The organism is Gordonia sp. NB41Y, from assembly GCF_030718915.1.
In the GTDB taxonomy this organism is placed as follows: domain Bacteria; phylum Actinomycetota; class Actinomycetes; order Mycobacteriales; family Mycobacteriaceae; genus Gordonia; species Gordonia desulfuricans.
In genome coordinates, this window is the sequence record NZ_CP132196.1 from 920,771 (window position 1) to 934,520 (window position 13,750).

Sequence of the window (13,750 nt, forward strand, 5' to 3'; positions counted from 1 at the left end):
ACGCGGATCGTCGGTGTGAACCGGAACCGGACTCGACCGACCAGTATGCCACGCACACGGATGCCCGCGGAAATCCGCGGCGCCGTGGTGCATGACCGGCTCGGTACCCCCCTCAACACCGCCGCCGGGCCCGTTCATTCCCGGCCCGCGACCCCGCGCGCCCCACCGGCCGCCGACCGCCTCGCTGCGGCCGCTCCCGGCCCTCCCACCTGCGACGGCACCCCGATGAGGACACCCTCACCTTGGTAAGCCTTGGCTAAGTTATAGTGACCCAGGTTCGCTTCAGCGTCGCAGCGGCCACCGTGACCATCCGGGTCCACCGAGGACCGGCACGAGAGGGGACGCATGCAGGCGCAGCCGCAAGCCCCGCAGCAAGGACTGTGGGATCCGAGCGACGAACACAGCAGTTGCGGGGTGGGTTTCATCACCCGCAAGGACGGGGTCCAGAAACACAGCGTGATCGACAAGGCCCGCGAGGCCCTGTGTTCGGTCCCCCATCGCGGAGGTTTCTCCGCACTCGGTGTCGGCGACGGTGGCGGCATCTCGATCGATCTGTCCCAGCGGTTCTTCCGCAAGCTGACCGGACGCCCCGACCTGCGTCTCGGACAGTTCTGCGTGGGCAACTTCTTCCTGCCCACCGAGTCCGCGGCCGCCGCGAGGGCCACCCGCCTGATCGAGCGGACCATGGCCGACCGCGGCTTCACGGTGCTGCGCGTCCGCGAGGTGCCGGTGGACAACAGCGTGTTACGTCCGGCCGCGGTGGCCTTCCAGCTGCCGATCACGCAGTGGATCTTCGCGGCACCGGAGCCGTGCCCGGGTCCCGCCGATCTCGACCGGCTGGTCCAGCAGGCGCTGCTGCACATCGAGGCCGTCGGCTACTCGACGGCAGAACTCGCCGGCCTGTACCCGCTGTCGCTGTCGGCGCGTACCCAGGTGCTCAAGGGCCGGTTGTCGTCGCCGGAGGTGATCGACTACTTCACCGATCTCGCGGATCCGGATCACCGGGTGCACACCCTGTTCTTCCACACGCGGTTCTCCACCAACACCGATCCGCATCCGACGATGGCGCAGCCGTTCCGCTTCCTCGCCCACAACGGTGAGCTCAACACCGACAAGAAGAACCGGATCGCCCAGGTCACCGCGGCCGCGGCGCGCAAGCGCACCATCGTGCGCCCGCCCGGCCAGTCCGACTCCAGCCGCCTCGACCAGACCGTGGCCGCCCGCGTGATCAACGACCAGGTGGATCTGGTGACCGCGATCGTCTCGATGATGCCGCCGGCCTGGGAGAACGACCCGACCCTGTCGGACCGGGTCCGCGCGATGTTCGAGTACTTCTCGCTCTACGAGGAGAAGAACGACGGCCCGGCCGCCGTGGTGTTCGGTGACGGCACCGTGATCGGCGCCCGCCTCGACCGGCTCGGCCTGCGCCCGCTGCGCACCGTCGAGACCGCCGACTATCTGTGCGTCTGCTCCGAGGCCGGACAGGTCACCTTCGACCCGGACACCGTGATCGCCCGCGGCCGCGTGTCGGCGGGTGGGATGATCTTCTACGACCACCGCGAGCATCGCGTGTACACCACCGCCGATGCCTACGAGAAGCTCGCCGCCGCAAGGGATTACCCCGCGCTGCTGCGCGCGGCCAAGATCGACCTCGACGAGTTGCGGGCCGCCACGGCCGCAGAGGCCACGCCGGCCGCCGGCACGGCAGGCACCGACACCGACGTCGATGCCACCGTCGCCGACCCGGCTCCCGGCGAGCTCACCGATCACCAGCGGTTCCGCGCCTATCACCTCGACCAGGAGTCGTTCCGGTACTTCGCCGACCCGATGATCACCGACGGCGCCGAGCGGGTGTCGGCGATGGGCTTCGGTAATGCGATCAACGCGCTGACCAACGTCGAATCCAATGTGTCGCGGTTCTTCTCACAGCGATTCGCCCAGGTCACCAACCCGCCGCTGGACAGCATCCGCGAGGCCGACGGCATGACCCTGCGGGTCGCGCTCGGCGCCCGGCCAGATGTGCACCACGATCCCGACCCGTCGAAGGGCCGTCAGATCGTGCTGAGCACACCGATCCTCACCGCCGGTGAGCTGGAACTGCTGCTCGCACAGGGCGAATCACCCATCGAGGTCTTCGACGCCACCTATCCGATCGGTCCGGACGGATCCGATCCGGCGGTCACCCGGGCAGCGCTGGTGTCGGCGGTCGACGGGGTGGCCGCCGCCGTGGTCGCCTTCGCCGAGGCCCGCGGCGGGATCGCGGTGCTCTCCGACCGCGGGATCGGCCCCGACCGCGCCGCACTGCCGATGATCTTCCTCGTCTCCGCGGTCAACCGGCTGCTGATCACCGCCGGTATGCGGCTGCGGGTCTCCGTGGTCGCCGACAGCGGACAGATCGAGTCGAGTCATCACCTCGCCGCCGTCCTCGGATTCGGTGCCGCCGCGGTGCACCCGCACAGCATCACCCGCCGCGCCGCCCTGCTGGCACGCGGAGACGACGACACCGCAACCGGTTTCGCGCACTGGCGTAAGGCTGCGGAGAAGTCGCTGATGAAGACGATGGGCCGGGTCGGGCTGTGCACGGTGGAGAGCTACATCGGCGGCGAGTTCTTCGAGCCGGCGTTCCTCGACACCGCCGATCCCGATCTGTCCCGGTGGTTCGGTGATCTGACCGCACCGGTCGGCGGCGTCGGCCTGGGACCGATCGTGGAGGTCACCGCGGCCGCGCACCGGGCGGCGATCGCCACTCCCCTGGCCGCCGACACCGACCTGCCGCTGCTCGGTCTGTTCAAGGAGCGTGCCGACGGCGCCGGCCATTCGTTCGGCACCGCCGCCGTCCGCGGCTACGCGGGCCTGACCGGCGAGAAGATCCAGTTCGCCGCCGGCCGCGAGTACTCGGCCACCGCCGAGCGCGAGAGCATCGGCGAGTCGCTGCGGCTGTTCACCCTCGGCACCCTGGAGTCGGCCTTCGGGCTCGACGCCGACGTGTACGCCGACAGCAGCTTCGCGGCACTGACCCCCGACGAGATCGACGCGTTCACCGTCACCGACGCCTACCGGGCGTTCATCGACGATCTGGGCCGCACCCGGGAACGCCGGCCGAGCGCACTGCGCGACGTCCTCGCCCCGGGTGCCGCCACCGCACCGATCGCTCTCGCCGATGTGCAACCGGCACACCAGATCACCGCGACCTTCGCCTCGGGTGCGATGAGCCACGGCGCGCTGGTGGCACCGGCGCACGAGGCCGTCGCCCACGGCACCAACATGGTCGGCGGGCTGTCCAACTGCGGTGAGGGCGGCGAGCACATCTCCCGCTACGGCACCCTGCGCGCCTCGCGGATCAAGCAGTTCGCATCCGGCCGGTTCGGCATCTGGGCGGGCTATCTGGCCGACCCGATGCTCACCGAACTCGAGATCAAGATCGGCCAGGGCGCCAAACCCGGTGAGGGCGGCCAGCTTCCGGCGCCCAAGGTGACGGTGGAGATCGCCGCCGCCCGCGGCGGTACGCCCGGAGTCGAACTCGTCTCTCCCCCACCGCATCACGACACCTACTCGATCGAAGACCTCGCGCAGCTCATCCACGACTGCAAGGCCGCCCGGGTCCGGGTGATCGTCAAACTGGTCAGCTCCGAGGGCATCGGCACCATCGCCGTCGGCGTCGCCAAGGCCGGTGCCGACGTGATCAACGTGGCCGGCAACACCGGCGGCACCGGTGCCGCGTCGGTGAGCAGCCTGCGTTATGCCGGTCGGGCCGCCGAGATCGGTCTCGCCGAGGTGCATCAGGCACTCTCCGCACAGGGGTTGCGCCAGAAGGTCACCCTGCGGACCTCCGGTGCCCACCAGACCGGCCGCGACGTGGTGATCTCGGCCATGCTCGGCGCCGACAGCTTCGAGTTCGGCACCGCCGCACTGATGATGATCGGCTGCGTGATGGCCAAGAACTGCAACATCAAGTGCCCGGCGGGTCTCACCACCGATCCCGAGGTGTTCGACGGCGACCCGCGTGCGATGGCCCAGTACCTGCTGAACGTCGCCCACGAGGTCCGCGAGATCCTCGCCGGCCTGGGGCTGCCCGACCTGCGTGCGGCCCGCGGGCGCACCGACCTGCTCACCGCGGTCGACCATCCCGCGCTGGTCGCCACCCTGCGCACCGATGCGCTGCTGGCCCGGGCCGCCGACCGCGAGATCGACGAGCCGGTCTACCTCGACAGCGACTACGCCGTGGACGACGAGCTCGGCCGGCAGGTCCTCGCCGGACTCGAGGCGGGCCAGACCACGATCACCACCGCCGAGGTGTGGCTGGGCAACCGCAACCGCGGTGTCGGCGCCCAGCTCGCGGTGGACATCGAACGCCACCTCAACCACATCCTCGACGCGCCGGCCGCCGGTGCGCTCGCCGCGGTGTGCACCGACGACCGGGGCCGACGGTACCTCGACGACGACACCGTGGTGGTGCCCACCTCCGGATCGGCCGGACTGTCCTACGCCGCATTCTGCAATGACGGAATGCGACTGGAGCACAACGGAACCTGCAACGACGGTGTCGGCAAGTCGATGTCCGGCGGCACCGTCGTGGTGCACTCGCCGGGTGGCGGCGCGGCGTCGGTCGGCGGCAACGTGCTGATCGGCAACTTCGCCCTGTTCGGCGCCACCGGCGGCCGGCTGTTCGTCGAGGGCGAGGCCGGTGACCGGTTCGCCGTGCGCAACTCGGGTGCCACCGCGGTGGTCGAGGGTCTCGGCGAGTTCGGCTGCGAGTACATGACCAACGGGGCGGTGTTCAATCTCGGCGGCTACGGCAACGGCCTGGGCAACGGGATGAGCGGCGGATTCCTCTACCAGTACGACCCGGCCTGCGAGCTCGCCGAGCGGATCAGCACCGATTCGGTGATCGTCGGTGCGATCACCGGCGTCGACGACCCGCTCGCCCCGCTGCATCATCACGCCGCCCACACCCTGCTCCAGATGCACGCCGACGCAACGGGTTCGGCGCTGGCGACACGACTGCTGGAGAACTGGGAGACCGAGCGGCACTACGTCTCCTATGCCATGCCGCGGGCCCTGGTGGCCCATCAGGACGCACCGACGCTGCTCGCACGGTTCGGCCGGCGTGCCCTGGTCGAGGAGTTGTCCACCGCGATGGCCGTCGATCAGGTCCGCAGCCTGAAGGCGGATCTGCGGGCGGGTCGCCCGGTGGCCGGCGGTGTGGTGCCGGCCTTCGGGCACACCGACGACGCCGACATGTACCGCCTGCTGGGTGCGTTCACCGTGTTCGAGCTCGCCCGTGAGGTCGCCGAGGCACGGCTGCGCCGTGGTCGGGCCGGACGCGGCGCGGGTCCCGCGGGTGCGCCGTCGGCGGAGAGTGTGGCCCGCGCGGCGCGCAACCTGGTGCTCACCGAGGACTCCGACCTGGTCAACCGGGTCGCGCGCTATGCCCGCGACATCCTCGCCGACCGCGACGACGACCGGATCGCGGCGCTGATGTCGGCGAAGCGGGTGGCCGACTACAAGGAGGCCCTCGCCCGCCGGAACGTGCGGTCGATGGACGCCCCCGGTACCTACGGCTGGATTCTGCACCAGGACCGCCACAACCGGGAGGTCCTCGGCGAACTGCCGTCGTTCGACCAGTTGTTCGCCGCACGGGCCATCCCCGACGTCGCCGAAGCTCTCGCGCGCACCGCCGCCGCCGGTATCCCCGGTGTCCCCGCCCCCGACTCTCGTGCTGCGGCCACCGCCGCCGCCCTCCCGGAGGTCTCCTGACATGCAGTTGCCCTATATCCCCACCGACGTCCCGTTCACCGGTGACCAGAAGGCGTGGCTCGCCGGCTTCCTCGCCGGTCTCAACACCCGCATCAACATGCCGCTGGCCGCCGGGTCGCCGCTGGCCGGGGTCGCACCGCTGAGCGGCCCGGGCGCGGCGGCACCCCCCGGGATCGCCTGCCAGATCGCCTACGGCAGCCAGACCGGCACCGCCGAGTACCTCGCCGAGCAGGTCGCCGACCGTGCCCGCACCCAGGGCTTCGTCCCGCAGGTGTGTGCCCTCGAAGACCTCGATCTCGGCGCGCTCTCGGCGGTCCGGCGCCTGCTGGTGATCACCTCGACCTACGGCGAGGGCGAGATGCCCGACAATGCCGAGATGTTCTGGCAGGCACTCGCCGGTCCGGGCGCACCTCGCCTGGACGGGCTGTACTTCGGGGTGCTGGCGCTCGGTGACTCGGTCTACGACGGCTTCTGCCAGGCCGGCAAGAACATCGACGTCCGCCTCGGCGAGCTGGGCGGCACACGGGTGCTCGATCGTGTCGACTGCGACGTCGACTACGAGGGCCCGTCGGCGGACTGGATCGGACGTGCGATCATCGCACTCGCCGGCATCGACGAGAACCTTGCCGATGTCCCGGCCGACCCTGCCGCCGACAGCCCCGAGAGTTCTCGTATGACCAGCACCATCGACACCACCGCCCCGGCCACCACCGCTCTGGCGGCCGCACCGACGCCGGCCGACAAGCCGCAACGCGCGCCCCGCTGGGGCCGTAAGAACCCCTACCCGGCCACGATCGTCGCCAACTCGGTGTTGTCGGGTCCGGAATCGGACAAAGAGGTACGGCATCTGGTGATCTCGCTGGGTGACAGCGGTATCGACTACGAGCCCGGTGACGGGATCAGTGTCACCCCGGTGAACGATCCGGCCCTGGTGGACCTGGTGCTCGATCGGCTCGGTGCCACCGGTGACGAGCCGATCACCGACCGCAAGTCCACCCGCACGCTGCGGGAGTCCCTGTCGCGGCATGTGGAGATCGCCACGCCGTCGAAGTACCTGGTGGACTACATCGCCTCCCGTACGCAGGATCCGGAGCTGGTGCACCTGACCTCCACCGGCGACAAGGAGGCGCTCGACGCCTGGCTGTGGGGTAAGGACGTGCTCGATCTGCTCAACGTCGATCCTGCCCTGAGCGTCACGCCCGAGGAACTGATCGCCGAGCTCCGTCCGCTCCAGCACCGGGTGTACTCCATCTCGTCGAGCCCGCGGGCCCACACCGGCATGGTGCACATCACGATGGCCACGGTGCGCTATCGCTCCGGGGAGCGCACCCGGGGCGGGGTGTGCTCGACCTATCTCGCCGATCGCCGTGCCGAGGGGGAGCTCGTCGACGTGTTCATCACCCCCAACAAGTCGTTCCGGCTGCCCGCCGACGACGCGAAGGTCATCATGGTCGGCCCCGGTACCGGCATCGCCCCGTTCCGCGCCTTCCTGCACGAGCGGCAGGCGCGTGGCGCCACCGGCGAGAACTGGCTGTTCTTCGGTGACCAGCACCAGCACTGCGACCACATCTATTCCGACGAGATCGACCAGTTCGTCGCCGACGGCGTCCTGACCCGGCTCGATCTGGCGTTCTCGCGCGATCAGGCACACAAGGTGTACGTGCAGGACCGGATGCGTGAGCGGGGTGCCGAGCTGTACGCCTGGCTGGCCGACGGCGCCCACGTCTACATCTGCGGCGACGCCACCCGGATGGCCCGCGACGTCGACGCCGCCCTGGTCGGCATCATCGCCGAGCACGGCGGGTTCGACGAGGACGGCGCCCGCGATCACCTGAACCAGTTGAAGAAGGACAAGCGCTACCTCCGCGACGTCTACTGACGCCTCGGGCGAAAGGACACCATGCCCGCAACCCCCGATGACCCGACCGACTCCCCTGCTGTGGGGCCCGATGCCGCCGCGTCGCGCCCGTGCGGGCGCCATTTCGGGTGCCGATGTCGGGCCGGCAGCGACCTCCAGGCGTTGCTGGACACGCCGGGGTTCGCCGGCACGGTGATCGACGGCGGGGTACAGGCGGCCGTTGCCGCCCTACCCCACCTCGATCAGGTCGTCGGGGTGACGGTGGCCGGGCCGGTCGTGATGAACGCGGTCGGGATGCATCACGCCCCCGAGCTGCCGGGTGGGCCCCTGCGCTGCGGGCCGTCGCGGATCTCGTTGCGGATCAATCCCGCCCGGCTCGGCACGGTGCTGATCACCGAGCCGGCCGCACATCTGCCGCCGACGCTGCGGTGGTTCGACGCCGAGGGCAACACCGCCCACGCCACCTATCTCACCGAGCGCAGTGACCGGCTCGCCTTCGAGTCGATCGCCCTGGCCACCCCGGAGGGACTCGCCCCGGCCGTGCCGGAGGAACAGTCCGGCACATCTGTCGACACCGATGTATCGGTCGATCCCGGGGCACCGGCCACCGACCAGATCGCGCAGTTCGACTCGATCCTCGACGACCACGGGGTGTCGCGACGCGAGAGTCTGCCCGGTCTCACCGACCAGGGCTGTGCGCTCGTCGAACCGCGGCGGGTGATCGCCGCACTCGAGCATGCCGCGCTGCTGGGGATGCCGATGACGCTGGCCGCCACCGGACCGGGCTGCGTCCAGCTACACCACGATCACCTCGACGGCGCCCGCGAGCACCGCGGGCAGATGGTGTTGGCATCGGGTGGCGCCCGGATGATGGTCGACTTCGCGCAGCTCGCCGAGTGCTGGGTGACCCGCGCCGACGGCGTCTGGGGCCCGACCGGTTCGATCGAGCTGTACGACCGTCGCGGGCGTTGCGCGCTGATCGCCACACAGACCGGTCCGGTGGCCGCCGGGGTGTTCGAAGGCTGGCAGCAGCTGGTCTCCGACCTCGTACACTGATCGTCGACTCGCCGCGATTCTCGGTCTCGGCTCAATCACCAACGCCGAGTGGATGGTTGAGCCGAAACCACTTCGGAGGTGAGCACCACCCAGCGTATGCTGCGGAGATTTCGACACGGGTCCTCGCTACGCTCGGTCCCGGCTCAATCACCAAAAGGGGCACGGCTCAATCACCAACCACCCGTTGATGGTTGAGCCTTCCCACGGTGGTTGAGCCGACGAGGAGCGAAGCGACAAGTCGAGTCGAAACCTCAGACAGCCGACGCCGGAACACGACCACCCCAGAAGCGATCACCACCCAGCGCATGCTCCAGAGATTTCGACACGGGTCCTCGCTACGCTCGGTCCCGGCTCAATCACCAAAAGGGGCACGGCTCAATCACCAACCACCCGTTGATGGTTGAGCCTTCCCACGGTGGTTGAGCCGACGAGGAGCGAAGCGACAAGTCGAGTCGAAACCTCAGACAGCCGACGCCGGAACACGACCACCCCAGAAGCGATCACCACCCAGCCCACGCTCCAGAGATTTCGACACGGGTCCTCGCTACGCTCGGTCCCGGCTCAATCACCAATAGAGGTTCCCAGCTCAATCACCAAAAAGGTTCCCGCCTCAACCACCAACATCGAGTCGATGGTTGAGCCGACCCCTGCAGGACTCGCCGCCGGCACCGATACTGCTGGCATGGCCGAGCAGGTGACACGATGACCGCGATTCTTGGGTTGTTCGCCGATCAACCACTGATCTATCTGGCGCTGATCGTGGGGATCGGGGTGACGATCGGGCGTGTCCAGCTGCGCGGTGTGGGCCTGGGCCCGGCCGCGGTGCTGTTCACCGCGATCGTCCTGACCGCCCTCGGTAGCGCCGTGGACGTCGAACTCACCCTGCCCGAGGTGATCGGCAACCTGGGCCTGGTCCTGTTCGCCTTCACCACGGGACTCGTTGCGGGACCGAGCTTCTTCGCATCACTGCGCACCGCGTGGCAGTTGGTGGTGACGGTCGCCGCGGTGGTGTGCACGGCCGCGGTGACTGTGTATCTGGTGGGGGCCGCGTTCGGGCTGTCGCCCACCGCCATCGCCGGAACATTCGCCGGTGCGGTGACCAACACCCCAGCGCTCGCCGCTGCGGGCGGGTCGGCCGAGGCCACCGTCGGCTATGCCACCGCCTACGTCTTCGGCGTGATCCTGATGCTCGTCATGGTCACCCTCGCGTTCCGCTTCGGCAATCCCGACCCCGACACCCCCGAGAAGGTGATCGATCTCACGGTCCGGGTGGAAGGCGACGACGTGGGCGTCGCCGATCTGCGTGCCCGCCACGGCAATCGCCTGACCTTCTCGCGGCTGGCCCATGATCCGGCCGAACCTCCCGAACCCGTCGGCGACGAACAGACCCTGCGTCACGGCGATCTGGTCACCGTGGTCGGGCCGCCGTCGGAGGTCGACGCCCTCGTCGACGAGATCGGGCATCGTTCCTCGCACGATCTGACCGCCGACCGCAGCGCGCTGGATTTCCGCCGGATCACCGTCTCGGCGCCGCGATGGGCCGGCCGTCGCGTCCGGGACCTCGAGCTCGATCGCTACGGCGCCGCCATCACGCGTCTGCGCCGCGGCGACACCGATCTGGTGGCCACCCCCGACACCCCACTGCAACTCGGTGACCGCGTCCGCGTGGTGGCGCCACCCGAGCAGATGGGGCAGGTGGCCGGTGTGCTCGGCGACTCGTCGCGCGGCCTCACCGAGATCAACGCGATGGCACTGGGTTTCGGTATCGCGATCGGTCTGGCCGTCGGATTGGTGCCGATCCCGGTACCGGGACTGGGCACCCTGTCGCTGGGTGCGGCCGCCGGCACTCTCGTCGTCGGCCTGATCCTCGGCCGGATCGGTCGGATCGGCCCGGTCGTGACCTCCATGCCGTTGACGTCGGCGCAGGTGATCACCGAACTGGGATTGCTGCTGTTCCTGGCGTACGCCGGCACCAAGGCCGGATCGCTGATCCTCGATGCGTTCACCAGCGGTGCCATCGTCGACATGCTGGTCACCGGCGCGGCATGTTCGACGGTGATGGCAGTGGGCATGTATGCCGTGTGCCGGTGGGTGCTGCGCACCGGAAAAGTCCGTCTCGCAGGCGTTCTCGCCGGTACCCAGACCAATCCGGCCCATCTGGCCTTCGCCAACGCCCGTGGCGGCGACGATCCACGTATCGCCCTGGGCTACGCCCTGGTGTATCCGGCCGCGATGGTCGTGAAGATCCTTCTCGCGCAGGTCCTCTCGGCCCTCTGACACCGGTCCGACGACGAGACCCGCCGGACGCATGCTGCCATGCGCCCGACGGGTCTCGTCGGAGAACTGCGGTGGACTCTAGTCGTCCTTCATCGCTCCCGGTGCGTTGGTCTGCACCTGCATCAGGAACTCGATGTTGTTGCGGGTCTTCTTCAGCTGGCTGACCAGCAGATCGATCGCCTGCTGCGAGTCGAGTCCGCTGAGCACACGACGGAGCTTGTGCACGATCGCGAACTCCTCGGGGGCGAGCAGCAACTCGTCCTTACGGGTGCTCGAGAGGTTGACGTCGACAGCCGGGAAGACGCGACGCTCGGAGATCTTCCGATCGAGCTTGAGCTCGGCGTTGCCGGTGCCCTTGAACTCCTCGAAGATGACGGTGTCACCGGTCGAACCGGTCTCCACCAGCGCCGAGGCGATGATGGTCAGCGATCCGCCGTTCTCGATGTTGCGAGCGGCACCCAGGAAACGCTTCGGCGGGTACAGCGCGGTCGAGTCGACACCACCGGACAGGATACGGCCCGACGCCGGCGACGCGTTGTTGTAGGCGCGGCCGAGGCGGGTGATCGAGTCGAGCAGCACCACGACGTCCTTGCCACCCTCGACGAGGCGCTTGGCACGCTCGATGGCGAGCTCGGCGACCGAGGTGTGGTCTGACGGCGGACGGTCGAAGGTGGAGGCGATGACCTCACCCTTCACCGAGCGCTGCATGTCGGTGACCTCTTCCGGACGCTCGTCGACGAGCACCACCATCAGGTGGCATTCCGGGTTGTTGGTGGTGATCGCGTTGGCGATGTCCTGCAGGATCGTGGTCTTACCGGCCTTGGGCGGCGACACGATCAGCGCGCGCTGACCCTTGCCGATCGGCATGATCAGGTCGATCACGCGGGTCGACAGGCGATCCGGCGTGGTCTCCAGTCGCAGCCGCTGGTTGGGGTACAGCGGGGTGAGCTTGTTGAACTCGGCGCGCTTGCGGGCGGCCTCGACGTCACCGCCGTTGACGGTGTCGAGGCGGACCAGCGGGTTGAACTTCTGCCGCTGGTTGGGCTGCTCGCCCTCACGCGGAACCTTGACCGCACCGGTGATGGCATCACCGCGGCGCAATCCGTTCTTGCGCACCAGGTTCATCGACACGTAGACGTCGTTCGGGCCGGCCAGGTAGCCGGAGGTCCGGACGAACGCGTAGTTGTCGAGGACGTCGAGGATACCGGCGACCGGCTGCAAGACATCGTCGTCGCTGACCTGCGGTTCGGTGGGGGTGCCGCCCTCGCGCTCACGTCCACGACGACGCTCGCGGAATCGACGGCCGCGACGGCGTCCGCCCTGCTCGTCGTCCTCGTCGTTGTTGGCGTTGTTGCGGTTGCCGGCCGGGCCGTTGCCACCCTGGTTACCCTGGCCGCTGCGGTTGTCCCGGTTGTCGCGGCTGTCCCGGCCCTGGCCACCCTCGCGGTTCTGGTTGTTCTCGCGATTGCGGTTGCGGTTGTTGCGGTTGCGGTTGCCGCCCTCACCCGACTCGTCGTCGTCGGCGTTGCGCGCCTCGCCGCGGTTGTTGCGTCCACGGCCCGCGTCGTCGGACTTGGCGTCGGCGCTCTTCGCGTCGTCACCGGCGGATTCGGCCTTGTCGGCGCCTGCCTTGGGGCCATCGGCCTTGTCGGCGTCGGCCTTGGGCGCGTCGCTCTTGGCTGCCTGGGCCTTGGGGGCCTCGGTCTTTGTGGCCGCAGCGCCCTCGGGCTCGGCGGTCTCGGCCTTGGCGGCGTCGGCCTTCTTGGTGGTGCGTCGGGTGCGGGGTGCCGGCACCTCGTCGGCGAGTGTCATCTGTTCGGGGGCAGCGGCCTTCGGCGAGGCCGCGGCCTGACGCTCCTTGATCGCGGCGATGAGATCGCCCTTGCGCATGCCGGAGGTCCCCTTGATGCCCAGCTCACCGGCCAGGGCACGCAGCTCGCTCAAGACCATGCCGGACAGCCCGGTGCGGGCCGCGCGGGTGCGGGTCTTGGGCGCGCCGGTACCCGCAGAATCGTTGTCGGGTGAAGCCGGCGCAGTGATCAGGTCCGTATCGGTCACGGATGTCCTTTCGTTCCTCCGCAGGTCACGTCCGCGGAGGGCTTCATTCCACCTCCCGGGTCCGACGGTGTGCCGGGTCCGGGGGATTCCCGTCCTCGGTGGACGGGGTCAGAGATCAGGGTCGGGCTGCGAGTGTCATCCTGCGCTCGGCGCAACAGAACGGCCGTGTCGAGAACGGCACGAAGCTCGGAGATCGCTGCCGGTGATCGGATACCCGGAATCACGCGGACTGTTTCGAGATCTTGATCACCCGAGATAGACGGCTGAACGAGCCTTCGCGGCTAGACGAGCTTATGATAACCCGCGTCCACAATGGGAGCAACACGCCGATCCGCCTCATTGTTCCCGCGAATCGCGCAACCCTGTTCCATCGAACGTCACGGGCGGCCGTATCCGTTCCCGACCGGACCGTCGCAGGCAGGTGAACCCGGGCGGGATCAGCCCGGTCACGTCGACCCGGTGGCCATCGTCCCGGCGAACAACGGCCCGGTGCGCGTCGACCCGGTGCACGTCGACCAGGCACATCGGTGCTGGTGTGTGCCGGTGCCCGAGGTCAGGTCGGTTGCGGCGGTGGCCCCCGATCCCCGGACGGGAGATCCTCGAGGTTCACGCCGAGCGGACACCGAACCGTTCCCCGATCGATTCGGCACCGACGAGTTCAGTACCGACGAGTTCAGTACCGACGAGTGCAGTACCGACGAAACCGGCACCGTCGGTCGGTGACCGACGGTGCCGTCCCGTCCC

The 13,750-nt window shown here is 69.1% G+C and carries 6 protein-coding genes; 5 read left to right on the plus strand and 1 reads right to left on the minus strand.

The features are described from left to right. Positions 1-345: 345 nt before the first annotated feature. The 4 genes from Q9K23_RS03940 (at position 346) to Q9K23_RS03955 (ending at position 10,948) form a co-directional block, all read left to right on the plus strand. Complete coding sequence (locus tag Q9K23_RS03940) at positions 346-5,757, plus strand: glutamate synthase-related protein (RefSeq protein ID WP_305950395.1); 5,412 nt, start codon at positions 346-348, stop codon at positions 5,755-5,757. Between the two features lies 1 nt (position 5,758). After that, positions 5,759-7,636 (plus strand): sulfite reductase subunit alpha, encoded by a 1,878-nt coding sequence (locus Q9K23_RS03945; RefSeq protein WP_305950396.1) that lies wholly within the window; start codon positions 5,759-5,761, stop codon positions 7,634-7,636. 21 nt (positions 7,637-7,657) lie between these two features. Beyond that, positions 7,658-8,671 (plus strand): heme transporter, encoded by a 1,014-nt coding sequence (locus Q9K23_RS03950; RefSeq protein WP_053778083.1) that lies wholly within the window; start codon positions 7,658-7,660, stop codon positions 8,669-8,671. A gap of 702 nt (positions 8,672-9,373) precedes the next feature. Then, on the plus strand, positions 9,374-10,948 hold the full coding sequence (locus Q9K23_RS03955) for a TrkA C-terminal domain-containing protein (protein WP_053778082.1): 1,575 nt from the start codon (positions 9,374-9,376) through the stop codon (positions 10,946-10,948). A 78-nt stretch (positions 10,949-11,026) separates the two neighbouring features. On the opposite strand, the gene rho is transcribed toward Q9K23_RS03955, so the two are convergent. Continuing rightward, on the minus strand, positions 11,027-13,006 hold the full coding sequence (gene rho / locus Q9K23_RS03960; RefSeq protein WP_053778081.1) for a transcription termination factor Rho: 1,980 nt from the start codon (positions 13,004-13,006) through the stop codon (positions 11,027-11,029). A gap of 459 nt (positions 13,007-13,465) precedes the next feature. On the opposite strand from rho, the gene Q9K23_RS03965 reads away from it, so the two are divergent. Further along, positions 13,466-13,729, plus strand: coding sequence for a hypothetical protein (locus Q9K23_RS03965; protein ID WP_152972847.1), 264 nt, complete (start codon positions 13,466-13,468; stop codon positions 13,727-13,729). Positions 13,730-13,750: the final 21 nt, after the last annotated feature.